Origin of the sequence: Pseudomonas sp. M5 (assembly GCF_016907075.1) — a bacterium.
GTDB classification, from domain to species: Bacteria; Pseudomonadota; Gammaproteobacteria; order Pseudomonadales; family Pseudomonadaceae; genus Aquipseudomonas; species Aquipseudomonas putida_E.
The window spans coordinates 566,767-590,878 of the sequence record NZ_JAFBBH010000001.1; the positions used below are offsets into that span (position 1 = coordinate 566,767).

Sequence of the window (24,112 nt, forward strand, 5' to 3'; positions counted from 1 at the left end):
TCAGTGGCTCACTGTCTGAAGGCTACCCTTGCGGCTGGCCTCGTAGGCTTCCTTGTCCATCGGCTTGGCCTGCGGGTTGCCCAGGTCTTCCATCGCCAGGCGATGGGTTTCCGGCGCGACATACGCTGCCAGGGCACATACGCAGGTGATGAAGAACGCCAGGCCGCCAACCACCAGCGGAATGTTATCCGAGCCTGGTGGCGCTACCAGGGCGAACAACGCCGGCAGCATCGCAGTCAGCATGGTGCCGATGTTCTGGGCAATGGCCATGGCCGACACGCGGTAGCGGGTGTTGAACAGCTCAGGGAAGAAGCTTGGGAACACCGCGTTGTAGCCTTGGTAGACCATGCCCCACATCAGGATCGAGGTAGCGAAGGCCAGCGGCACGTTCTGGATGCTGATCGCATACAGGTATACGAAGGCCAGCAGGCCTGAGCCCAGGCAACCGGCGATCATGGTCGGGCGACGGCCGATCTTGTCGGAAAGATTGCCCACGAACGGGATAACCAGCACTGCAACGATGTTGCCCACCACTGGGATCCACAGGTACACGCTCTTGTCGAAGCCGATGCCGTAGGCCGGCTGTACCGCGTAGGCCGCGCCGAAGATGGTGGCAACTACCGGGATCACGTTCATCAAGGCCATGAACATCACCAGCACCATGTGCTTCCAGCTGTGGCGGAAGGCCTCGCTGATTGGCGACTTGGCAACCTTGTCCTGTTTCTCTTCTTTGACGAAGGCCGGGGTTTCGTGCACTTCCTTACGGATGATGAAGCCTGCGATCAGCACGATGGCGCTCATCAGGAACGGAATGCGCCAGCCCCAGTCATTGAACGCCTCGCTGGGCATGAAGTAGGCCAGTGGCAGGAACACCGCCGCCGCCATTACCTGTCCGGCCTGCACGCCCTGCAAGGTAAAGCTGGCGAAGTAGCCGCGCCGCCCGAACGGTGCGTGCTCCATGATCATCGAACTGGCCCCGGAGATTTCGCCGGCCACGGCAAAGCCCTGGACCAGGCGCAGCAGCACCAGCAAGGCCGGGGCGAGCATGCCGATATCGTGGTAGGTAGGCAGCAGGCCCACGGCCATGGTCGAAATGCCCATCAGGAACATGCACAGCAGCAGCACGTTCTTGCGCCCGCGGGTATCACCCCAGTGGCCGAGCACGAAGGCGCCGACTGGACGGGCCAGGTAACCCACGCCGTAGGTGGCCAGCGAGGCGATGATCGCCATCTTGGGGTCAGTGTTGGGGAAGAAGATCTGCGGGAAGATCAGTGCCGCAGCCTGGGCATAGATGAAAAAGTCGTAGTACTCGAGTGCCGAGCCTATCCATCCGCTGGCGGTCGCTTTCTTGGCTTGAGAGCTGGAGTTAGCCATCGTTGTCTCCGTTGTTTTTGTTGGTCGCCGCACAGCCGGTGCCGTCAGGCGGCAAGCCAGTGGGTGTGCGATCGCTATCGGGAGTATGTGGGTGCTTAAAGGGCCGACGATCGCGAGCCAAGTCTGTTTGGAGACAACGATCGAGCAGGTGCGGGTTGCAAGGCGAGGGATGTTTGCATAGGTCTGTACCCGTTTTATTGAACTTATTATGTCGTGGCGCTGGGCTTGTGAGCGCAGGTTGTGCCGAACGGCCACTGGGCAGAAAGTGGTGGTCGGTGTGCCTGCGTCTGGTCTCATGGTTGCGCAGGGGTGGCAGTGAATCAATTCGCCAAAACGGGTTTTGTGCGGTAATCGAACGCAAAACTAACCGTTCCGTACAAAGTGATTGCTGCCATGACTTTACCTGCGAATAATTCATCATGCCAAGAAGTCTGATGGTGTGTTGCTTAGCCCCAGCTTCCAGCCCAGTAGCCCCATAACAAGGAATTCCACCATGCAGCGTTCGATAGCCACCGTGTCCTTGAGCGGCACACTGCCGGAAAAGCTCGAAGCCATCGCCGCCGCCGGGTTCGACGGCGTCGAGATCTTCGAAAATGATCTTCTCTACTATGCCGGCAGCCCGCGCGAGGTGCGGCAGATGTGCGCCGACCTCGGCATCGCCATCACCCTGTTCCAGCCGTTCCGCGATTTTGAAGGCTGCCGCCGCGACCGCCTGCAGAAGAACATCGACCGCGCCGAGCGCAAGTTCGACCTGATGCAAGAGCTGGGCACCGACCTGGTGCTGGTGTGCAGCAACGTGCAGGCCGACGCCCTGGGCGAAGAACAACTGCTGGTGGACGACCTGCGCCTGCTCGCCGAGCACGCCGGCCAACGCGGCATGCGCATCGGCTACGAAGCCCTGGCTTGGGGCCGTCACGTCAACACCTACCAGCAAGTGTGGAACCTGGTGCGCCAGGCCGACCACCCGGCGCTGGGCGTGATCCTCGACAGCTTCCACACCCTGTCGCTCAAGGGCGACCCTGCCGCGATCCGCGACATCCCCGGCGACAAGATCTTTTTCGTGCAGATGGCCGACGCGCCGATCCTGGCCATGGATGTGCTGGAGTGGAGCCGCCACTTCCGCTGCTTCCCGGGGCAGGGCGAAATGGACCTGGCCGGTTTCCTCGCGCCGATCCTGGCCACCGGTTATCGCGGCCCGCTGTCGCTGGAAATCTTCAACGACGGTTTCCGCGCCGCACCACCGCGCCAGAACGCCGCTGATGGCCTGCGTTCGCTGTTGTACCTGGAGGAACAGACCCGCCTGCGCCTGCAACAGGAGGGCACCGCGATCGAGCCGGGTGTGCTGTTCGCACCGCCCGCCGCCAGTACCTACGACGGCGTGGAATTCCTCGAATTTGCCGTGGACGAAGCGGTCGGCGCGCGTCTGGGCAGCTGGCTCAAGCGCCTGGGTTTTGCCGACGCCGGCAAGCACCGCAGCAAGGACGTACGCCTGCTGCGCCAGAACGACATCAACATCGTGCTCAATGCCGAGCCCTACTCCTTTGGCCACAACTTCTTCGAGGCCCACGGCCCATCGTTGTGTGCCACCGCGCTGCGGGTCAAGGACGAGCACGCGGCGCTGCAGCGCGCCACCGACTTCCGCGGCCAGCCGTTCCGTGGGTTGGTCGGCCCCAATGAATGTGAGGTGCCTGCAGTGCGCGCCCCGGATGGCAGCCTGATCTACCTGGTGGAGCAGGGCAAGGAAGGCCCGTCGCTGTACGACACCGACTTCCGCCTGGACCAGAGCGCCAGCAGCACCGGTGGCCTGCAGCGCATCGACCACATGGCCCTGGCCTTGCCGGCCGAGTCGCTGGACAGCTGGGTGCTGTTCTACAAGAGCCTGTTCGACTTTGCCGCAGATGATGAAGTGGTGTTGCCCGACCCCTACGGCCTGGTCAAAAGCCGTGCCCTGCGCAGCCAGTGCGGCAGCCTGCGCCTGCCGCTGAACATATCGGAAAACCGCAACACCGCCATCGCCCACGCGCTGTCGAGCTATCGCGGGTCGGGCGTTCACCATATCGCCTTCGATTGTGCCGACATCTTCAAGGAAGTGGCGCGGGCGAAGGAAGCCGGTGTGCCGTTGCTGGAAATTCCGCTCAATTACTACGACGATCTGGCGGCGCGTTTCGATTTCGATGACGAGTTTCTCAGCGAGCTGGCGTACTACAACGTGCTGTACGACCGCGATGCCCAGGGCGGCGAGCTGTTCCACGTGTACACCGAGGCGTTCGAGGACCGGTTCTTCTTTGAAATCATCCAGCGCAAGGGGGGGTATGCCGGGTACGGTGCGGCCAACGTTCCTGTGCGGTTGGCGGCGATGGCCAAGCGGCGCAGCGGAGCGGCGCGCAAGCCGGTGCTGTAACGGCCCAAGGGTTCACGGCTTGTGAGATCGGGCGCTGCCTGTGCAGCGCTTGATCAAGGGGCTCAGGCTGGGCCCCCGCCAATCCTGCCCACCCGATCAACAGCGCGCTTCCTTCCAACCCTCCACTCACGGATAATCCCGTCCAAATCCCAATAAATACCCCGTGAGCAGCTATGAGCAATCCCGTTGCCCCCCTCGGCCAGCCCGAGATCGAAGGGACACGCAAGTCGCGCAAGAACAACCCTGAAAAAACCCGCGAGGACATCCTCCAGGCCGCCATCAACGAGTTCGTCCAGCAAGGCCTGGCAGGCGCGCGGGTGGATGCCATCGCCGAGCGCACAGCCACCTCCAAGCGCATGATCTACTACTACTTCGGCAGCAAGGAGCAGCTGTACGTCGAGTGCCTGGTCAAGCTGTACGGCGACATCCGCAAGACCGAGCACCGCCTGGACCTGGAGTCGCTGCCGGCCGAGCAGGCCATCCAGCGCCTGACCGAGTTCACCTTCGACCACCACGACCGCAACGTCGATTTCGTGCGCATGGTCTGCACCGAAAACATCCACTACGGCGAGTACGTGAAGAAAACCCCGGCCATCCGCGAGATGAGCAGCCTGGTGCTGCAGGCGCTGGGCCGCACGCTGGAGCGTGGCGTGCAAGAGGGGGTGTTCCGCCCGGGCATCGAGGTCATCGACCTGCACATGCTGATGAGCGCGTTCTGCTTCTATCGGGTCTCGAACCGCCATACCTTCGGCGACATCTTCCAGATCGACCTGCTGGATGAGCAGGTCAAACTGCGCCACAAGGCCATGATCTGCGAAGCAGTGATGCGTTACATCCAGGCCTGAGTGCCGTTCACTCGCCCAGCCGTTGCTCACGTGACGGCGGGTAGCCGAAGTAGGCCGCGTAGCACTTGCTGAAGTGCGACACCGAAACAAAGCCGCAGGCCACCGCAACCTCCATCACCGACAGGTCGGAGTACTGCAGCAGGCGGCGGCTCTTGGTGATGCGCAGTTCCATGTAGTAGCGCCGCGGCGAGGTGCCCAACTGGGCCTGGAACAGGCGGTCGATCTGCCGCCGCGAGCGGCCGCTGTAGGCCGCCAACTGGTCGAGGCTGAGGGTTTCCTCGAGGTTGTTCTCCATCAGCTCGACGATGGTGCGCAGGTGCAGGCTCATCGACTTTTTCGCCCCCGGGCCGACCTGCCGGTAGCGGGCGCCAGAGAACGACAGGATTTCTTCGACGCCTTCTGCCAGGCCGTCACCGTAAAGGCGGCGGACCAGGCCGAGCATCAGTTCCATGGCGCCATTGGGGCTGGCGGCGCTGAGCCGGTCACGGTCCAGGGTGAAGCTGGCCGGGGTGATGCGTGTCTGCGGGCTGCGCTCGGACAGGCTGGCGCGCTGCTCGGGGTGGATACTGCAGCCATAGTCATCCAGTACCCCGGCGCGGCCAAGAAACCAGGCGCCGTTCCATAGCCCGCCCAGGGCCTTGCCGTGGGCGGCGCAGTCATCCAGCAGGCGGTCCAGTTCGGGGTACTTCAGCGGTGTGCGCAAGCCTCCGCAGATGATCAGCAGGTCAAGTGCTTTCAGTTCGCTGGCAACAAGGTCAGTGGCCACCAGTTCCAGGCCCAGGTCGCTCAGTACCCGGTCGCCGTCCAGCGACAGTGGGGTGAAGCTGAAGCTGTCGGCGCGCAGCAGGTTGGCGGTGACCAGCACGTCCATGGCCACGGTGAAACTGGCCATGGAGAAGTGTTTGAGCAGGACGAAGTCGACGCGGTAGGGCGCCTGGGGGCTGCCCGCGGTGGCCTTGAGCCGCAGCATGTTGGTGGTGCTGGTCTTCTTGCTGAACTGGCGTGGGGTGGGCACTCTGGACTCCGCTTCCTGGATGGCCTGGCGAGTGTGGCCGGTAGCCAGGGGAAAGACAATCGCCTGGGTGGGCCTGTGGTATTGGAGGTCGTATTGAGGCAACTGGGCTATGCTGGCGCCTCCCACCTGGAGAACCTCGATGAAATACGCCGTCGCCCTGTTGTTCAGCCTGCTGCCACTGGTGGCAAACGCCCTGCAAACCGGGGAAAAGCTCGCACCGTGGACGCTGCTCGACCAGCATGACCAGCCCTATACCCTGGACGCCGGCACGCATGTGCTGCTGGTGGCCCGCGACATGGACGGCGCCAAGCTGGTGAAGGCGGCCCTGGCTGAACAGCCCAAGGGCTACCTGGAGTCGCGCGATGCGGTGTTTGTGGCGGATATCCAGCGCATGCCGGCGCTGATCAGCAAGCTGTTCGCCATCCCGGCCATGCGTGATTACAACTACCGGGTTATGCTTGATCGTGAAGGGCAGGTGGCCAGCCGCTATCCTGGGCAGGAAGGCAAGGTGCTGTGGTTGCAGCTTGAGCAGGGAGCGTTGGTCAGCCAGCAGGAGTTCGCTGATGCGAAGGCGTTGAAGGCTGCACTGGAAAAGGCCCAGGCAAGTAAATCCGAATGAACCCTTGCCGCTGGCAGTAACCCAACCCTTTACATGCCAACGGGAGAGTGCTCATGGAAATCGGAACGATCTGGATCATTGTCGCGGCCTTGGTCATCTTGCTGGAGATCTTCGCCATCTGGCACATCATCGGCAGCGAACGGCGCGCGGAGCGCAAGATGCTATGGATCGTCTTCGTCGTCTACGCCCCGTTCCCCGGGTTGCTGTTCTGGGCCTGGCGCGGGCCGCGGGCAGTGAAGGGCAGGGCGGTACTGCAAGAAAAGTGAGGGGCACGGCATCAGGTGCGGGGCGCCTGATGCCGTTCATGGCGCTGAGTTGAGCCATAATCTGGGGGCCGGTACTTTCAACATGAAAGCCTTTCAACCACCCCTGTGCCCGAGCCCCCCATGCTGCCCATCGAATTGCTCACCACTACCCGCGACCAGGCCGACCTGATCCGTAATCTCTATCAGTTCTATGCCTACGAGTCCTCTGACTGGGAGCAGGAAGACGTCGAGGTAGACGGGCGCTTCTACATTCACGAAGAGCACCTGCAGCGCTATTGGCTTGCAAACGGTTGGAGCGCAAACCTGGTACTGGTGGATGGTTTCATTGCCGGTTTCGTGCTGGTCGAGCGCAGCGAGCTGCCTGGCATCAATGCCAGTGAGCTGGCCGACCTGTTCATCCTCAAGCGCTACCGCCGGCAGGGTATTGGCCGTGCGGTCGCGCTGCAGTTGCTCAGCGGTGCCGGAGACTGGCTCCTGCGCTGCTATGCGCCGGACCCCACCGCCGTTGCCTTCTGCAAAGCCGTCGTGGCCGACTTGCCGCGGCCGGTGCAGCAAATCGTGCTGGGTGATGACCCGGACCTGCTCACCTATAAGGTTACGTCCGCTTACCACTGAGCGGCGCTGGCAAAAAACTGTGAGCCACTTCACAAAATCCACTCAAGCGGCATAATGCCATTACCTCGTATTCAAGACCCGGTCGCTCTGGCCTGGGGTTCCTTTTCGTGCGCGTTGCAGGTTCAGGGAAATTTTCATGTCGCTAGTCGCAAGCCCCGACATCATGTATCGGCTGTTGATCCAGAGCGTGGTGGACTATGCCATCTACCTGCTCACCCCCGACGGTATCGTCGCCAACTGGAACCCGGGCGCCCAGCGGGCCAAGGGTTACCTTGCCGACGAAATCGTCGGCAAGCACTACTCGCTGTTCTACAGCGAAGCCGAGCGCGTCGCCGGCCTGCCCGAGCAGAACCTTGCGCAGGCGCGCGACACGGGCCGCTTCGAAGAAACCGGCGCACGCCTGCGCAAGGACGGCTCGACCTTTCATGCCCACGTGGTGATCGAGGCGGTGCGCGATGACAACGGCCATCTGATTGGCTTCGCCAAGGTCACCCGCGACATTTCCGAGCGGCGCCAGCAGGAACTGGAGCTGTTGCAGGCCAAGGAGCTGGCTGAACAGTACAGCCAGGAGATGACCAAGCTCTCGCAGTTCCTTGATTCGGTGATCGCCAACATTCCCGCCAGCGTTATCGTCCAGGACCTGGAAAGCCAGCGCATCCTGTTGGCCAACCAGCAGGCCGAACGCCTGTTCGGTGGTCGCGGCAGCAGCATGATCGGCCAGTTGCCGGGTGAGTGCCTGGCACCGGCTGCGGCTGACTACCTGGAACAGCAGCTCGCCCGTGGCGCGCGCAACCCCAAGGGTTATGCTGCTGAAACCCGGGTCGATACCGCCTGTGGTCCGCGTACCTTGCGCAGCCGCGCACTGCTCAGCCAGAACCGCGAGGGCCAGGCCGACTATGTGTTGTTCGTGGCAGAGGACGCCACCGAGGAACTGGCCGCCCACGCCCAGATCCACCACATGGCGCACCACGACGCGCTGACCGGTTTGCCCAACCGCACACTGTTCAACGAGCGGCTCAAGCAGGCACTGGTGCGCGGCCAGCAGAGCGAAAAGCTGACCGCAGCGCTGTGCCTGGACCTGGACAACTTCAAGAACATCAACGACTCCCTCGGCCATGCCTTCGGCGACAAGCTGTTGCGCGCCCTGGGCAAGCGCCTGCGCCGCGAGCTGCGCGAGCAAGACACCCTGGCCCGTTTGGGCGGCGACGAGTTCGCCGTGGTGCTGACTGGCCTGGACGGCCGCGAGGCTGCCTGCAATACGGCGAAGCGCCTGATTGAAGCGATTTGCCCGCCGTTCCAGATCGAAGGCCACCAGTTCACGGTGGGCGTGAGCATCGGCATCGCCATTGCCCCCGATGACAATGAGCAGGCCGAACAGCTGCTCGGTTACGCCGACATGGCCCTCTACGAAGCCAAGCGCAATGGCCGTAACCGCTACGAGTGCTTCCACGTCGAACTGGATGTCGCCGCCCGCCAGCGCCGCCTGGTCGAGACCGACCTGCGCACTGCGCTGCACCTTGGGCAGTTGCACCTGCATTACCAGCCGATAGTGGACCAGCAGACCAGCAGCGTGACTGGCTACGAGGCGCTGTTGCGCTGGGAGCACCCGACCCGTGGCATGGTCATGCCCATGGACTTCATTCCCATTGCCGAGGAGACCGGGCTGATCCACGAACTCGGCACCCGTGCGCTGAACCTGGCGTGCCAGGAGGCGGCCAGTTGGGACAGTGAGCAGACGGTGTCGGTCAACCTGTCACCGGTGCAGTTCAAGAACGCCAACCTGGTCCATACCGTGGCGCTGGCCCTGGCCGACTCGGGCCTGGCGCCCCAGCGCCTGGAGCTGGAAATCACCGAATCGGTACTGCTGGGCAACAGCGAGGAGAACGTGCGTACCTTGCGCGCGCTGAAAGACCTGGGGGTGTCGATTTCGCTGGATGACTTCGGCACCGGGTATTCGTCGCTCGGTTACCTGCGCTCGTTCCCGTTCGACCGGATCAAGATCGACAAGTCGTTCGTGCATGACATGTGCGACAGCCGCGAGGCGATGTCCATCGTTCGGGCGATCACCGAGCTGTCCAACAGCCTGATGATCAAGACCACGGCAGAGGGGGTGGAGTCCGAGGAGCAGATGCAGCGCCTGGCGGCGGAGGGGTGCTCGCACTTTCAGGGTTATCTGTATGGGCGGCCGGTGCCGGCGGGGGAGCGGTTGAAGCAGGTGGCTGTGGCGGTGGGTTGAAGGGGCCGCAAAGCGGCCCCTGGCATTCAGCTGTTCCAGTCCGGCGCAAAGTCTGGGTTCACCACCCGCTGATCCTTTGGCAACCCGGCAATCAGCGCCCGATCCTGATCATCCAGGCGCACATCCAGCGCCGCCAGGTTGCTCAGCTGGTTCTCGCGGCTGCTGGCCTTGGGGATCACCGCCACGCCGCCCTGGTCCAGCAACCACTTGAGCGCCACCTGGCTCGGCAACACACCATGCTTGTGGGCGATGTCCTGGATCACCGGCTGCGCCGCCGCCCGCCCGCGGGCCAGCGGGGTATACGCCGTGAGCAGCAGGTCGTGCTGGCGGGCATAGTCGAGCAGCGGTTGCTGGCTGAGCAGCACGTGGTATTCCACCTGGATCGCCGCCAGCGGCGCGCCCAGCGTTTCGATCACTTGGCGCAGCAGGCCGAGGGGGAAGTTTGCCACGCCGATGCTGCGTACCTTGCCCTCGTCACGCAGGGCCACCAGCGTCTCGATGCTACGGGCCAGGTCCCAGTCCTTGCCGGGCCAGTGAATATGGAACAGGTCGACCTGCTCGGTGCCCAGGGCGCGCAGGCTGTTCTCCAGGGATTGGCGCATGGCCTCGGGCGCCAGGCGGTCCCACCAGACCTTGGTGGTCAGGTGGATCTGTTCGCGTGGCACGCTGCTGTCGCGCAACGCCTGGCCAACAGCAGCTTCGTTGTCGTAGGCGGTGGCGGTATCGATGTGCCGGTAACCCAGCTCCAGTGCCTGGTGAACTGCACGCGTGCACTCGGCGCCGGTCATCGGCCAGGTGCCCAGGCCGATGCTGGGTAGGTCGAGGCCGTTGCGGGTGGTGAGCCTATGCATGAAAACTCCTTGTTCGGGTTCGAGGGCCACGTTCGATGGTGCGCGTTTCGCCTCTCAGGTGCGACGAGTAGGGAGCTGAAAGTGGTCGATCAGCGAACGGAAAACACATTGCCTTGAACCGGCGTGTCAATTGACCTTCCTTAAGTCGTCGTATCTCTTCTAGAATCCCTGTTGTCGCACTGCCTTCACCTGGCGCTGCATGCCGCAGCGCCGCCATCGAGAACGCCATGAGTTCCAGCACACCGCTGTCCGGAGTCAACCACCCCCTGCGCGGCATCGCCCTGGTGGTGGTGGCCACGTTCCTGTTCGCCAGCCACGATGCCTTGTCCAAATTCCTCGGTGGGCTATACCCGATCATCATGGTGGTGTGGGCCCGCTACCTGGTGCACACGCTACTGATGGCCGGCATATTCCTGCCCAAATCCGGCCTGAATGTGCTGCGCACCCGGCGCCCGGTGCTACAGACGTTGCGCGCGTTAAGCTTGCTAAGCACCAGCCTGCTGTTCACCACCGGCTTGCAGTACCTGCCGTTGGCCGAGGCGACCTCGGTCAACTTCCTGGCCCCGGTGCTGGTCACTGCGCTGTCGGCGCCGCTGCTCAAGGAGCGCGTCACGCCAGGGCAATGGGTGGCGGTGGTGCTGGGATTCATCGGCGTGCTGGTGGTGGTGCACCCCGGTGGCGCGATGTTCACCCCGGCAATCCTGTACCCCTTCGGCTCGGCGCTGGGCTTCTGCTTCTACCAGTTGCTCACGCGCATACTCGCCGCCCATGACAGCCCCACCACCAGCAACTTCTACGCCGGGCTGTGCAACACGCTGGTAATGAGTGCTTTGGTGCCGTTCTTCTGGGAGCTGCCGCGCTGGGACCACGCGCTGCTGATGCTGGCATTGGGCGGTTTCGGCATGAGTGCGCACCTGCTGCTGACCCAGGCCTTCCGCCACGCCGCGCCGGCTCTGCTGGCGCCGTTCAGTTATTGCCAGATCGTGTTTGCCGGCTTGCTGGGGTTGCTGATCTACGGGCAGGTGCCCGATAGCACCACCTTGCTGGGTATCGCCATCATCTGCCTGAGTGGGCTTGGGGCAGCCTGGATGCAACGCAGGAAGTGAGCCGGTGGCAGGGGGCGCTGTCGCCTGCCCGGCAATCCTGACAGAGCCTACCTATCACCCTCCAATAGCCACTCTATTAGAAGTCTGCCCAAGCTCGACTAGTCTTGATCGTGGCCCTGCGAATTCCCCTGCGGGCGGCGTCAGAGCACCTGGGTGCAAGACCCTGCCGCCACGCCGTGACAGCTTCGCAAGCCCCTGTCGGAACGTGACCGACCTGACCTGATGAGGGGTAGGCATGAGCCCATGTGCTCGGCTCAAAGAACACCTGGCATAGACCGGAAATCTGGATAACCGACCCAAAGGTAACAGCAGATGTCGAACGAATCGAAATGCCCGTTCCATCAAACCGCAGGTGGCGGCACCACCAACCGAGACTGGTGGCCTGACCAGCTCAACCTCAGGATTCTCCACCAACATGGCGCCAAGTCCGACCCGATGGACCCGGACTTCGACTACGCCAAGGCGTTCAAGAGCCTCGACTTCCAGGCGCTCAAGCAAGACCTGACCGCCTTGATGACCGACTCCCAGGACTGGTGGCCGGCCGACTTTGGCCACTATGGCCCGTTGTTCATCCGCATGGCCTGGCACAGCGCCGGCACCTACCGCATCGGTGACGGCCGCGGCGGCGCCGGCTCTGGCCAGCAGCGTTTCGCACCGCTCAACAGCTGGCCCGACAACGTCAGCCTGGACAAGGCCCGGCGCCTGCTGTGGCCGATCAAGCAGAAGTACGGCAACAAGATCTCCTGGGCCGACCTGATCGTGCTCACCGGCAACGTCGCCCTGGAATCGATGGGGTTCAAGACCTTCGGTTTCTCCGGCGGCCGGGCGGATGTGTGGGAGCCGGACGAAGACGTGTACTGGGGTTCGGAAAAGGTCTGGCTGGGCGGCGACACCCGTTACGGCAAGGACCAGGTCAAGGCCCAGGCGCCCGGGCAGGGGGACCTGGTGGCCGAACCCGCCAAGCACGGTGAAGAGCAGAACCGCGACCTGTCGGCCGAGCGCAACCTGGAAAACCCGCTGGCCGCCGTGCAGATGGGCCTGATCTACGTCAACCCGGAAGGCCCGGAAGGCAACCCCGACCCGGTGGCTTCGGGCAAGGATATCCGCGAAACCTTCGGCCGCATGGCCATGAACGATGAAGAAACCGTGGCCCTGATCGCCGGTGGCCATGCCTTCGGCAAAACCCATGGCGCAGGCCCTGCTGATAACGTCGGCCCCGAACCGGAGGCCGCCGGCCTTGAACTGCAAGGCCTGGGCTGGGCCAACAAATTTGGCACCGGCAAGGGTGGCGACACCATCACCAGCGGCCTGGAAGTGACCTGGACCTCTACGCCAACGCGTTGGAGCAACGAGTACCTGAACAACCTGTTCAACTTCGAGTGGGAACTGACCAAGAGCCCGGCCGGTGCCCACCAGTGGCAGCCCAAGGAGGGCAAAGGCGCTGGCACCGTGCCGGATGCCCATGACCCAGGCAAACGCCACGCACCGTCCATGCTCACCTCTGACTTGGCCCTGCGCTTCGACCCGATCTACGAGCCGATTGCCCGGCGCTTCAAGGACAACCCCGACCAGTTGGCAGACGCTTTCGCCCGTGCCTGGTACAAGCTGATCCACCGCGACATGGGCCCCCTGGCACGTTACCTCGGGCCGGAAATGCCCAACGAGGAACTGCTCTGGCAAGACCCGCTGCCCAAGGCCGATCAAGCGTTACCCAGTGAGCAGGACATTGCCGCGCTCAAGAGCAAGATACTGGCGTCGGGATTGAGCGTCGGTGAGCTGGTATCCACCGCCTGGGCGGCCGCCTCGACGTTCCGTGGTTCCGACAAGCGCGGTGGCGCCAACGGTGCGCGCCTGCGCCTGGCGCCGCAGAAGGACTGGCCAGCCAACCAGGGCACGGGCAAAGTGCTGGCGGCACTGGAGCAGATCCAGGGTGAATTCAACAACGGTGGCAAGCACATCTCTCTGGCCGACCTGATTGTGCTGGCCGGTACCGCCGCTGTGGAAAAGGCCGCCAAAGATGCCGGCTACGCTGGCAACGTGCAATTCCGCCCGGGCCGTGTCGACGCCTCCCAGGAACAGACCGATGTCGAGTCGTTTGCTGTGCTCGAGCCACTGGCTGACGGCTTCCGCAATTTCACCAAGGCGCGTTACAGCGTCAAGGCCGAGAAACTGCTGCTGGATAAAGCCCAGTTGCTGACCCTCACCGCGCCGGAACTGACCGTGCTGATCGGCGGCCTGCGGGTGCTCGGTGCCAACCATGGCGGCAGCAAGGACGGCGTGTTCACCGACCAGCCTGGCACCCTGAGCAATGACTTCTTCCGCAACCTGCTGGACATGGGTGTGGAGTGGAAGGCCACCTCGGGCGACAACGAAAGCTTCGAAGGCCGCGACCGCAAGACCGGGCAGGTGAAGTGGACAGGCACCCGTGTGGACTTGGTGTTCGGCTCGCATGCGCAGTTGCGGGCGCTGAGCGAGGTGTATGGCAGCAGCGATGGCAAGGACAAGTTCGTCAAGGACTTCGTTGCGGCTTGGGTGAAGGTGATGGAGCTGGATCGTTTTGATTTGAAATAAACGCGATGACTGGGGCTGCTTTGCAGCCCAATCGCCGGCAAGCCGGCCCCCACAGTTACACCACAAAGCCTGAAGGCGGTGGAGTGCTTGTGGGGGCCGGCTTGTTTGCAATGGGGCAGTGGCCATCGCGCCAATTCCAGGTCGGATAGGTACAAAAGCGTCCTCGTTCGTTCTGCTGCAATGCATCTCAGGCGGCCGGCCTGAAACAGCGTGCTCACAACGACAAGGAACACCGACCATGCAAATGCCCCAGACCCTGAAGATCCGCAACGGCAACAAGGCTAAACCGACCTTTTCCGCACAGGAATACGCCGCCCGCCATGCCCGGCTGCGGGCCTACATGGCCGAGCAGGATATCGAGGCGGCGATTTTCACCTCCTACCACAACGTCAACTACTACAGCGACTTCCTCTATTGTTCGTTTGGCCGCCCTTATGCACTGGTGGTGACCCACGACAAGGTGGTGTCGATCAGCGCCAACATCGACGGTGGCCAACCTTGGCGTCGTACGGTCGGCACCGACAACATCGTCTATACCGACTGGCAGCGCGACAACTATTTTGTGGCCATCCAGCAGGCGCTACCGCTGGCGTCGCGTATCGGCGTGGAGTACGACCACCTCAACCTGCAGAACCATGCCAAGCTCGCTGCCTGCTACCCAAGGGCCGAGCTGCTGGACATCGGTGCGCCCTGCATGCGCATGCGCATGATCAAGTCCGCCGAGGAGCAGGCGCTCATTCGCCACGGTGCGCGGGTGGCCGACATTGGCGGTGCGGCGGTGGTCGAGGCGCTGCAGGACCAGGTGCCGGAATATGAAGTGGCACTGCATGCCACCCAGGCGATGATCCGCGAGATCGCCCGCAGTTTCCCCGACAGCGAGTTGATGGACACCTGGACCTGGTTCCAGTCCGGGCTCAACACTGACGGTGCGCACAACCCGGTGACCAGCCGCAAGGTAAACCCGGGCGACATTCTCAGCCTCAACTGCTTCCCGATGATCGCCGGCTACTACACCGCACTGGAGCGTACGTTGTTCCTGGGCCACTGCCCGGACGAGCATTTGCGCCTGTGGCAAGCCAACGTCGAAGTGCACGAGGCAGGGCTCAAGCTGGTGCGCCCGGGCATGCGCTGCTGCGATATCGCCCGCGAGCTGAACGAGATCTTCCTGCGCCATGACCTGCTGCAGTACCGCACCTTCGGCTATGGCCACTCATTCGGCACCCTCAGCCACTACTACGGCCGCGAGGCAGGGCTGGAGCTGCGCGAGGATATCGATACGGTGCTGGAACCGGGCATGGTGGTATCGATCGAGCCGATGATCATGCTGCCCGAAGGGCTGCCGGGGGCAGGGGGCTACCGCGAGCATGACATCCTGATCGTCAATGAAACGGGTGCCGAGAACATCACCAAGTTCCCGTATGGACCGGAGCACAACATCATTCGCAAATGATGACAGGTGCCGGCCTCTGCGCGAATGAAGAGGCCGGCACAAACAACACAATAACAACTAACTGTATGACCTTCAGACCCTGCCTCCAATTAGAAGAACCAGAGGGTATCCGTCATGTCCAGCACCACCCTGAATGCTCCCACCCTCGCCGGTGCCACCCAAGGCGCCGAACGCCAGGCCCTGCGCAAGGCCGCCCGTGCCAGTTTCATGGGCAACTTCGTCGAATGGTTCGATTACGCGGCCTACGGCTACCTGGCGACCATCATCGCCGCCACCTTCTTTCCGCAAACCGACAAGACCAGCGGCTTGCTGGCGACGTTCGCGGTATTCGCCCTGTCCTTCCTCGTACGCCCGCTGGGCGGGGTGGTGTGGGGCCATTTCGGCGATCGCCATGGGCGGCGCAACGCGCTGTCACTGTCGATCCTGATCATGTCGATCTCGACCTTCTGCATCGGCTTGCTGCCGGGGTATGCGCAGATCGGCCTGTGGGCACCGTGCCTGCTGTTGCTGATCCGCCTGGTGCAAGGTTTTTCCGCTTCGGGCGAGTATGCCGGCGCTGCGGCGTTTCTCGCTGAATACGCACCGCCTGGCAGACGGGGGCTGTACACCAGCATCGTGCCTGCCAGCACCGCGGCCGGGCTGTTGTTCGGTGCAGCATTCGTCGCGGCCTTGCATGAACTGCTCAGCACTGAAGACCTGCACAGCTGGGGCTGGCGCCTGCCGTTTTTGCTGGCGGCACCGTTCGGCCTGGTGGGACGTTATATCCGCATGAGCCTGCAGGACACACCCAAGTTCCTGGAGATGGAACAGCGGCTGGAAAGCAAGGCTTGCATGACGCCGGCGCCGATCCGCGAACTGCTGAGCCGGCACCGCCGCAGCCTGGCCATCGGTATCGGGGTTACCTGCCTCAATGCTGTGGCGTTCTACCTGCTGCTCAGCTACATGCCCACTTACCTGTCGAATGAAATGGGCATGAGCGAGCGTGACTCGTTCATCGCCTCGACGGTTTCCCTGGCCACCTACATTGGCCTGATCTTCCTGATGGGACGCCTGTCTGACCACTTTGGCCGCAAGACCATGCTGGTGGTTGCTTCGCTGCTGTTCCTGGGGTTGACCGTGCCGCTGTTCAAGCTGCTCGATGGTCAGCCCCTGCTGGTGGTCCTGGCGATCCAGATCTTCTTCGGGGCGATGCTGGCGATGAACGACGGCACCTTGCCTTGCCTGCTTGCGGAAATCTTCCCCACCCGCGTCCGTTTCAGTGGCTTTGCCTTGAGCTTCAACCTGGCCAACGCCTTGTTTGGCGGGACGGCACCGTTCATCGCCACCTGGTTGATTCATGTGACTGGTAGCAAACTGGCGCCGGCCGGGTACCTGCTGGCGGCGGCGCTGGTGGCGCTGGTGGCCATGTTGATGTGCCGGGAAACGGCCCATGACGAACTGAAAGACTGAGGTATCAGTGCAACGATGCCTGCCGCCGTTCCCCCAGCGGCGACAGGCCAAAGAAGCGGCTGTAGCTCTTGGAAAAATGCGCCGGCGAACTGAACCCGCATGCCAGCGCCACCTCCCGCACTTGCACGTCGCTGCGCAACAGCAATTCCCGCGCCCGCGACAGCCGCAACTCCAGGTAATACTGGCTGGGCGTGCGCTGCAAATACTTGTGGAACAGCCGCTCTAGCTGGCGCACGGTCACCTCGTTGAGGCTGGCCAGTTCCTCCAGCGCCAGCGGCTCCTCCAGGTTGGCCTCCATGATCGCCACCACTTGGCTAAGCTTGGGCTGGGCACTGCCCAGCAAGGTGCGCAACGGCACGCGCTGTCGCTCGCGCTCGCCGCGCACCCGGTCGCACAGCAGCAACTCGGCCGCCTTGGCGGCGATGTCTTGGCCACCGGCTTCGCGGGCGACCAGTTGCAGCATCATGTCCATCGCCGCAACGCCACCGGAGCAGGTGTAACGGTCGCGGTCCAGTTCGAACAGCTGGCTGGAAATGACGATCCCGGGGAAATGCTCCTGCAGGGCTTCGATGTCCTCCCAGTGGATGGTGCAACGATAGCCTTTGAGCAGGTCGGCTTTGGCCAGCAGGTAGCTGCCGGTACAGATGCCGCCTAGCGGAACGTGCTGGCGGGCCAGTTGGCGCAGCCAGTCGATCAGGGGCCGGTTACCTCGGCTGCGGTCGATCGGGTTGGCCCCGACCACGAACAGGGCATCCAGCGGCGGGGCCTCGGCGATGGCATGGTCAGGCAGGATACGCATGCCATTACTGGCCATCACCGGCGCTTCGCTGGCAGCGAGCAATACGGTGCGGTAGAGGGGGCGGCGGGCTGCCAGGTTGGCCATGCGCAAGGTTTCCACCGCCGACGCCAGGCCGATGGTGGTGAAGTTGGGCAGCACCAGAAAACCGAAGGTCTTGGCTGGGCAAGGCGAGACGATTGCAGAAACGGGGTGGACCATTGCGATCTTCCTGTGCAAGCTGAGGCGTGATTCGTCGGGGGCAGTGAAAAACAGGCCTCGCATGTTTCTTGTTGTTATGGGTCGTTGCCCGGTCGATCTTACACCCCGGCGTGATGGCCAGGAATGGACCTGAATGCAGACAGAAGGTGAAGCTACTTGAACCCCGAATCCATGCTGGCGGCGCTGCCAGGTTTCGCCATCGCGCCGCAGGCCATCCAGGTGTTGCCCGATGCCGCGGCCTATCGCGCCTGCTTGCTCGAGCGCATCGGCGCTGCGACCCGGCGCATTGTCATTGTCGCCTTGTACTTGCAGGAGGACGAGGCCGGGCAGGAAGTGCTGGATGCCCTGTACCAGGCCAAGGCGGCGCGGCCGGGCCTGGAGATCGTCATCGTGGTCGACTGGTTTCGCGCCCGCCGTGGCCTGCTGGGCGCCGGGCGTCAGCCGGGCAATGCCGCCTGGTACCAGGCCCAGCGTCAGCTGCGTGGGTTGGACGTGGTTATTCATGGCGTGCCAGTGCAAACCCGTGAGTTGTTCGGCGTGCTGCACCTCAAGGGCAGCGTGATCGATGACTGTGTGATCTATACCGGCGCCAGTTTGAACAACGTCTACCTGCACCGTTTCGACCGTTACCGCCTGGACCGTTACCACCTGTTCCAGTCGCCTGCGCTGGCCGATGCCATGGTCGGCCTGGTACGGCGCCTGTTGCACCACACTGCTACACCGCGCCTGGACCTGCCGGCGCCACCGACCAACCGCAGCCTGCGCGGCGATATTCGCCGCTTGCGTGCACGGCTGCGGCGCATGGCGTATGACGCACCGGCTGCCGTTGCAGGGCAGGGCCTGCGGGTGGTGCCGTTGCTCGGCGTTGGCCGTGGCAACCCGCTTAACCGCGCGGTGTGCGCGTTGCTGGCTGCGGCGCGGTCACAGATCATCATCAGCACGCCTTATTTCAACCCGCCCCGGGTGGTGATGCGCGAGATCGACCACGCCCTGGACCGCGGCGTGCGGGTGGAACTGATTGTCGGCCACCTTACGGCCAATGATTTTTATATCGCACCCGGCGAGCCATTCAGCGCCAGTGGCGCGTTGCCCTATCTGTATGAAGACAACCTGCGCGCCTTTGCCCGGCGCCGCCATGCCAGCATTGTCAGCGGCCAACTGGTGGTTCGGATCTGGAACGACCCTGGGCATACCTTTCATGCCAAAGGCGTCTGGGTCGACCAGCGTTACTCGTTGCTGACAGGCAACAACCTCAACCCGCGCGGGTTCAACCTGGACTTGGAGAACGGGCTGCTGATCGACGACCCGCAGGGCGAATGGATGGTGCCGCGGGAAGTGGAACTGGAGGGCATTCGCCGGTATGCACCGAAGATCGGCTCGGCGCAAGAACTGGGCGTCAAGGCAGAGCACCCCAAAGAAGTGCGCAGGTTCTTGCGCCGCTTGCGTTTCAGCCGGCTGGAGCCGTTGATCAAGCGGGTGTTGTGAGCCGTTTTTACCTCTCTGAAAAGTCATGGCAAACGAATACAATCAGCCGTTTTCCACGTTAACCAGACAGGCCAAAACTTTCATGGCGCTTGATCCACCCACGATGCTGACCATCACCATCGCCCTGGCTGCCGCCGCAGCCTTGTACCTGGCGATCGAGTGGCGCAGCGTCCGCGAACCCTCGCTGCTGTTCTGGAGCGCGGGTTTCGCTACCATCACCATCGGCTCCACCCTGGCCCTGCTGCGCGGGATCGGCTTGCTGTTGATCGGTATCTGGTTCGCCAACGGTTTGCTGGTGGTGGCGCATGCGTTCTTCCTGCTGGGGGTGCTGCGCTTTACCCAGGCCCGCCTGTCATGGGGCTGGCTGCTGATCGTCGTCGCCTGGTTTGCCTTGCTGCTGCTGCCCGTGGGGCCTCAGTGGTCGAAGGTCATGCTGATGGTCAATTCGCTGCTGGTGGCGCTGCTCACGCTCAAGGCCAGCCTGCTGTTGCGCCCGCACGGCAAATCGTTGAGCGTGGGGGCGGTGCAGTTGCGTTATGTGCTGCTCATCCATGGCCTGTTCTATGTGGTCAAGGCTGTCATCGCGGTGACGCCTGGCACGCTGATCGACCTGGCAACCTTCGGCGGCCTGATCATTCAGGTGTCGCTGGTTGAGGGAGCCATGGCGATCATGCTGATCGCCCTGTCGATGACCGGTACCGTGCGTTATCGCCGTGAAGAGCGGATCGCCCGGCTGGCTGCCCGCGATCCGTTGACGGCGCTGTACAACCGCCGGGCGTTGGAGGTCCGCGCCACGCCCCTGTTAAAAGACGTGAGCCCGGCCCGGCCTGGGGCGCTACTGCTGATAGACATCGACAACTTCAAGCTGGTCAATGACCTGCATGGCCACGCGGCTGGCGACCGGCTGTTGGTCACGCTCAGCGAGATGATCCGTGCGGTGTTGCCGGAGCGGTCACTGGCGGCGCGGCTGGGCGGGGATGAGTTCGTCATCCTGCTCAGCGATGCCAGCAGTGAGCGGGTGGTGGAGCTGGGCGGTGTTTTGCGTAGCCAGTTCCAGCAATTTGCCGAGCAGGCAATGCCGACCCCGCAGGCCGTGACCCTGAGTATTGGCGCCAACCTGTTCGACCATCCGCCGGCGAGCCTGGCGGCGTTGATCGAGCAGGGTGATGTGGCGCTGTATCAGTCCAAGCGTGGCGGGCGTAACAGTATTCGCCTGGTTGACCGCAGCGAGATGAACCCGGTCAGGTAGCGTTTCAACCGGCCCTCACAGGTACCCCGCTGCTCTCAAGCTCAGCGCAAACCCAGTGGGGGCCGGCTTGCCGGCGATGGGCCGCAGTGCGGCCCTGTTGTCTTCAGGTCACAACCTGATAGCAAGGCACATACTCCGCGCCACCCGGCAGCTTCATCCGGTGCTGGTCGACAAACGCCTGCAACAGGCGCCCCAGTGGCTCCAGTACCGCACTGTCCCCGCGGATCTGATATGGCCCGTGCTCCTCGATCAGGCGGATGCCCTTGTCCTTGACGTTACCGGCAACGATGCCGGAAAACGCCCGGCGCAGGTTGGCGGCCAGTTCATGCGGCGGCAGGTCGCGGCGCAGGGCGAGTTCCGCCATGTTGGCGTGGGTCGGGTCGAACGGATGCTGGAAGCCGCCGTCGATCTTCAACAGCCAGTTGAAGTGGAACGCGTCGTTGCGCTCACGGCGGAACTGCTTGACCTCCTTGAGCCCTTCGACCATCTGCCGCGCGACCTCGGCCGGGTCATCGATGATGATCTGGTAGTGGCGCTGGGCGGCCTCACCCAGGGTGGCACCAACGAAGGCATGTAGCTGCAGCAGGAACGGCTCGGCGCTGCGCGGCCCGGTCAGCACCACCGGGAAGGGCAGGTCCTGGTTGTCCGGGTGCATCAGAATGCCCAGCAGGTAGAGGAATTCCTCGGCAGTACCGGCGCCACCTGGGAAGATGATGATGCCGTGGCCGACACGTACGAAGGCTTCCAGGCGCTTCTCGATGTCCGGCAGAATCACCAGTTCGTTGACGATCGGGTTTGGCGCCTCGGCGGCAATGATGCCCGGCTCGGTCAAGCCCAGGTAACGGCTGCCGTGCATGCGTTGCTTGGCATGGGCGATGGTGGCGCCTTTCATCGGCCCCTTCATCACACCTGGGCCGCACCCGGTGCAGATGTCGAGCTTGCGCAGGCCCAGTTCGTGGCCAACCTTCTTGGTGTACTGGTACTCCTCGCTGCTGATCGAATGGCCGCCCCAGCACACCACCATTTTCGGCTCGACGCCCGGGCGCAGGGTGCGTGCATTGCGCAGCAGGTGGAAGACGTAGTCGGTGATGCCCTGGGAGCTTTCCAGGTCGATGCGCTGGCTGGCCAGTTCGCTTTCGGTGTAGACGATATCGCGCAGGGCGCTGAACAGCATCTCGCGGGTGCTGGCGATCATTTCACCATCCACGAAGGCATCGGCGGGTGCATTGAGCAGCTCCAGGCGCACGCCGCGGTCTTGCTGGTGGATGCGTACCTCGAAGTCCTTGTAGGCCTCAAGGATGGTCTTGGCATTGTCGACATGGGCGCCGGTGTTGAGGATGGCCAGGGCGCACTGGCGGAACAGGGTGTAGAGGCTACCGGTGCCGGCTTCACTCAGTTGCTGGACTTCACGTTGCGACAGCGTCTCCAGGCTGCCTTTGGGGCTGACGGATGCATTGATGACATGGCGTTGGGGCATCTAAGTCTTTCCTGTGCAGGTAAAACATCCTTCTTTGACAACACCATAAGTCATGCGAAGAGCTTTTGCACACCCAGCGTAATCGCCAGCCCGCCACCGAGCAGCCACAGGTTGAGAATCGCCCCGGTCACCAGTGCCCGCGGGCCAGCCTGGCGGATCTGGCTCAAGCGTGTCTCCATGCCCAGTGCGGTCATGGCCATGGTCAGGGCGAAGGTGTCCAGGCTGTTGACCGCTTGGATCACGCTGCCTGGCAATACTTGCAGCGAGTTCACCAACACCAGCGCGAGGAAGCCAAAGGCGAACCAGGGCATGGCGATGCGACCGTTGCCTTGTGCCTGGCCCGGCAGCCGGGTACGGCTGATCCAGACACCCACCACCAGCAGTACCGGCACCAACAGCATCACCCGGGTCATCTTGACGATGGTAGCGATGTGCGTGGCCTCGGGGCTGACATTGCTTGCCGCGCCCACCACCTGGGCAACCTCATGAACGGTGCCGCCCAGGAACAGGCCGGCACCCAGGGTATCGAGGTGCAGCCAGCCGCTGTTGATCAGTAGCGGGTACAGGAACATCGACAGGGTGCCGAACAGCACCACGCTGCCCACTGCCATGGCACTCTTGTGCGGTGCGCTGCGCAGCGCCGATTCGAAGGCCAGCACTGCTGCGGCGCCGCAAATGGCGCTGCCGGCTGCGGTCAACAAGGCGGTATCGCGGTCCAGCTTGAGCAGCTTCATGCCACACCACAGGCCGATCAGCAGGGTGCTGACCACCACCAGCAGCGAGACCGCAAGGCCTGACCAGCCGACTTCGGCGATTTCCTGCAGGCTGACACGCAGGCCGAAGAAGGCCACCGCGATGCGCAGTAGCCCGCGGGCAGAAAAATTGATACCCGCCGCCCAGCTGGCCGGTACGCCATCACGCAGGGCGTTGCCGTAAAGGGCTCCGGCGACGATGCCGACGATCAGCGGGCTGATGCCCAGGTTGGCGATAACGGGCACGGCCGCCAGTTGGGTGACGGCGAACGCGAACAATGCGACGAACAGGATGCCGTTGAGCCGCCCTCGGGTAGAGAAGGTAGGGGCAAAGGCAGGGTTGGACGGTACCGTGGCCATGTGAGTCCTCCGGACATTGAATCGACAGGGCCTACTTTAATTTGGTTATAAGCTTATAAAAAATCGTAATTCAGGATGGAAAATATCCGTTTAGCTGATATTTTGCATTCATGACCCCGGAACAGCTGATAACGTTTGCCACCGTTGCCGAGCATGGCAACATCAGCCATGCGGCGTTGGCCTTGCATCTGTCGCAGCCGGCTGTCTCTGGCCAGCTCAAGCTGCTGCAGGACGCATTCGGCGAGCCTCTGTACCAGCGTGCCGGCCGCGGCGTGCGGCTTACTGCGGCCGGCGAGCAGCTGCTGGCCCATGCCGAACGCCTGCGTGAAACCTTTCGCCAGGCCCAGGCACTGCGCGACGCCATGCGCGGGCTGGAGCGCGGCACCTTGCGCATCGGTGCCAGCACTACGCCCGCCAGCTACCTGCTGCCTTACCTGATCGCCGACTTCCATGCGCAATACCCCGAGGTGCAGGTGAGCACCTTGCACGGCAATACCGCAGAGATCGTCTCGGCGCTGGGCAATGTGGACATCGCCCTGATCGAAGGCCCGCCCGGGCAGGAGCTGCCTCTGGGCACGGGTGTCACGCCGTGGCGTGAGGACGAAATCGTCGCCATCGTGCCCAGCGCTCACCCGTTGGCCAATCAGGCGGGCCAGACGCTGGAAGCCTTGGGCAGCTACCCCTTAGTGCTGCGTGAAAGCGGCTCTGGGGTTCGGCAGATCGTTGAACGGGCATTTGCGCACAGTGGCGTGGCCATGCGCGTAGCCTTGGAAATTGCCGGGGTCGAAGGGGTGAAGGAGGCGGTGCGGGCGGGGATGGGCATCGGCTTCGTTTCGGCGATGTCGATCAGGCATGAGGGTGGCGCACTGCAGCGCTTGCATATCGCCCCGCAGCCGTTGGTCAGGCACTTTTCCATCCTGCTGCCGCATGCGGCCACGCCCTCGCGGGCGGCGGCGCGGTTCATGGCGCTGTGTACGTGACACTCATGATATAT

At 63.2% G+C, this 24,112-nt stretch carries 19 protein-coding genes; 13 read left to right on the top strand and 6 right to left on the bottom strand.

All coding sequences use genetic code 11. The annotated features are described in order from the left end of the window. On the bottom strand, nucleotides 1-1,374 hold the full coding sequence (locus tag JOE27_RS02670; RefSeq protein ID WP_046785490.1) for an MFS transporter: 1,374 nt from the start codon (nucleotides 1,372-1,374) through the stop codon (nucleotides 1-3). Between the two features lie 493 nt (nucleotides 1,375-1,867). Here JOE27_RS02670 and quiC point away from each other — a divergent pair, with 493 nt between their 5' ends. Next, complete coding sequence (gene quiC, locus JOE27_RS02675) at nucleotides 1,868-3,775, top strand: 3-dehydroshikimate dehydratase QuiC (protein WP_012314114.1); 1,908 nt, start codon at nucleotides 1,868-1,870, stop codon at nucleotides 3,773-3,775. 173 nt (nucleotides 3,776-3,948) lie between these two features. Next, nucleotides 3,949-4,620 (top strand): TetR/AcrR family transcriptional regulator, encoded by a 672-nt coding sequence (locus JOE27_RS02680; protein WP_012314115.1) that lies wholly within the window; start codon nucleotides 3,949-3,951, stop codon nucleotides 4,618-4,620. Nucleotides 4,621-4,627: 7 nt separating this feature from the next. Here JOE27_RS02680 and JOE27_RS02685 read toward each other — a convergent pair whose 3' ends face one another. Continuing rightward, complete coding sequence (locus tag JOE27_RS02685; RefSeq protein ID WP_046785488.1) at nucleotides 4,628-5,635, bottom strand: GlxA family transcriptional regulator; 1,008 nt, start codon at nucleotides 5,633-5,635, stop codon at nucleotides 4,628-4,630. A gap of 139 nt (nucleotides 5,636-5,774) precedes the next feature. Here JOE27_RS02685 and JOE27_RS02690 point away from each other — a divergent pair, with 139 nt between their 5' ends. The 4 genes from JOE27_RS02690 (at nucleotide 5,775) to JOE27_RS02705 (ending at nucleotide 9,371) form a co-directional block, all read left to right on the top strand. Next, the gene (locus JOE27_RS02690; protein ID WP_046785487.1) at nucleotides 5,775-6,254 is read left to right on the top strand and encodes a hypothetical protein; all 480 of its coding nucleotides are present in this window, start codon (nucleotides 5,775-5,777) and stop codon (nucleotides 6,252-6,254) included. A gap of 53 nt (nucleotides 6,255-6,307) precedes the next feature. Beyond that, nucleotides 6,308-6,520, top strand: a complete 213-nt coding sequence (locus tag JOE27_RS02695; RefSeq protein WP_012314118.1) for a PLDc N-terminal domain-containing protein — start codon at nucleotides 6,308-6,310, stop codon at nucleotides 6,518-6,520. Between the two features lie 120 nt (nucleotides 6,521-6,640). Continuing rightward, nucleotides 6,641-7,135: a GNAT family N-acetyltransferase gene (locus JOE27_RS02700; protein ID WP_115275073.1), complete on the top strand. Its 495-nt coding sequence runs from the start codon at nucleotides 6,641-6,643 to the stop codon at nucleotides 7,133-7,135. A gap of 136 nt (nucleotides 7,136-7,271) precedes the next feature. Then, nucleotides 7,272-9,371: an EAL domain-containing protein gene (locus tag JOE27_RS02705; protein ID WP_204917788.1), complete on the top strand. Its 2,100-nt coding sequence runs from the start codon at nucleotides 7,272-7,274 to the stop codon at nucleotides 9,369-9,371. A gap of 26 nt (nucleotides 9,372-9,397) precedes the next feature. Here the strand turns inward: JOE27_RS02705 and JOE27_RS02710 are convergent, their stop codons facing one another. Beyond that, on the bottom strand, nucleotides 9,398-10,222 hold the full coding sequence (locus JOE27_RS02710; RefSeq protein WP_119688821.1) for an aldo/keto reductase: 825 nt from the start codon (nucleotides 10,220-10,222) through the stop codon (nucleotides 9,398-9,400). Between the two features lie 227 nt (nucleotides 10,223-10,449). Between JOE27_RS02710 and JOE27_RS02715 the strand changes: the two genes are divergently transcribed. The 4 genes from JOE27_RS02715 (at nucleotide 10,450) to JOE27_RS02730 (ending at nucleotide 16,798) form a co-directional block, all read left to right on the top strand. Beyond that, nucleotides 10,450-11,328 (top strand): DMT family transporter, encoded by an 879-nt coding sequence (locus tag JOE27_RS02715; protein ID WP_012314122.1) that lies wholly within the window; start codon nucleotides 10,450-10,452, stop codon nucleotides 11,326-11,328. 312 nt (nucleotides 11,329-11,640) lie between these two features. Further along, nucleotides 11,641-13,899: a catalase/peroxidase HPI gene (gene katG / locus JOE27_RS02720; protein ID WP_119688822.1), complete on the top strand. Its 2,259-nt coding sequence runs from the start codon at nucleotides 11,641-11,643 to the stop codon at nucleotides 13,897-13,899. Nucleotides 13,900-14,137: 238 nt separating this feature from the next. Continuing rightward, on the top strand, nucleotides 14,138-15,349 hold the full coding sequence (locus JOE27_RS02725) for a M24 family metallopeptidase (RefSeq protein ID WP_174141468.1): 1,212 nt from the start codon (nucleotides 14,138-14,140) through the stop codon (nucleotides 15,347-15,349). A 114-nt stretch (nucleotides 15,350-15,463) separates the two neighbouring features. Further along, on the top strand, nucleotides 15,464-16,798 hold the full coding sequence (locus JOE27_RS02730) for an MFS transporter (protein WP_174141469.1): 1,335 nt from the start codon (nucleotides 15,464-15,466) through the stop codon (nucleotides 16,796-16,798). A gap of 4 nt (nucleotides 16,799-16,802) precedes the next feature. On the opposite strand, the gene JOE27_RS02735 is transcribed toward JOE27_RS02730, so the two are convergent. Continuing rightward, nucleotides 16,803-17,795: a GlxA family transcriptional regulator gene (locus JOE27_RS02735; protein WP_119688824.1), complete on the bottom strand. Its 993-nt coding sequence runs from the start codon at nucleotides 17,793-17,795 to the stop codon at nucleotides 16,803-16,805. 156 nt (nucleotides 17,796-17,951) lie between these two features. Between JOE27_RS02735 and pssA the strand changes: the two genes are divergently transcribed. Together pssA and JOE27_RS02745 are read left to right on the top strand one after the other, a co-directional pair. Continuing rightward, a complete protein-coding gene (gene pssA, locus JOE27_RS02740) occupies nucleotides 17,952-19,280 on the top strand; it encodes a CDP-diacylglycerol--serine O-phosphatidyltransferase (protein WP_239539283.1) in 1,329 nt (442 codons plus the stop codon). Nucleotides 19,281-19,362: 82 nt separating this feature from the next. Next, entirely contained in the window at nucleotides 19,363-20,529 is a 1,167-nt protein-coding gene (locus JOE27_RS02745; RefSeq protein WP_115275065.1) for a GGDEF domain-containing protein, read from the top strand. A gap of 103 nt (nucleotides 20,530-20,632) precedes the next feature. Here the strand turns inward: JOE27_RS02745 and ppnN are convergent, their stop codons facing one another. Together ppnN and JOE27_RS02755 are read right to left on the bottom strand one after the other, a co-directional pair. Further along, nucleotides 20,633-22,006, bottom strand: coding sequence for a nucleotide 5'-monophosphate nucleosidase PpnN (ppnN, locus tag JOE27_RS02750; protein WP_115275064.1), 1,374 nt, complete (start codon nucleotides 22,004-22,006; stop codon nucleotides 20,633-20,635). Between the two features lie 50 nt (nucleotides 22,007-22,056). After that, nucleotides 22,057-23,118, bottom strand: a complete 1,062-nt coding sequence (locus JOE27_RS02755; RefSeq protein WP_204917791.1) for a YeiH family protein — start codon at nucleotides 23,116-23,118, stop codon at nucleotides 22,057-22,059. A gap of 110 nt (nucleotides 23,119-23,228) precedes the next feature. Here JOE27_RS02755 and JOE27_RS02760 point away from each other — a divergent pair, with 110 nt between their 5' ends. Then, nucleotides 23,229-24,098, top strand: coding sequence for a LysR substrate-binding domain-containing protein (locus JOE27_RS02760; RefSeq protein ID WP_204917792.1), 870 nt, complete (start codon nucleotides 23,229-23,231; stop codon nucleotides 24,096-24,098). The last annotated feature ends 14 nt before the right edge of the window (nucleotides 24,099-24,112 follow it).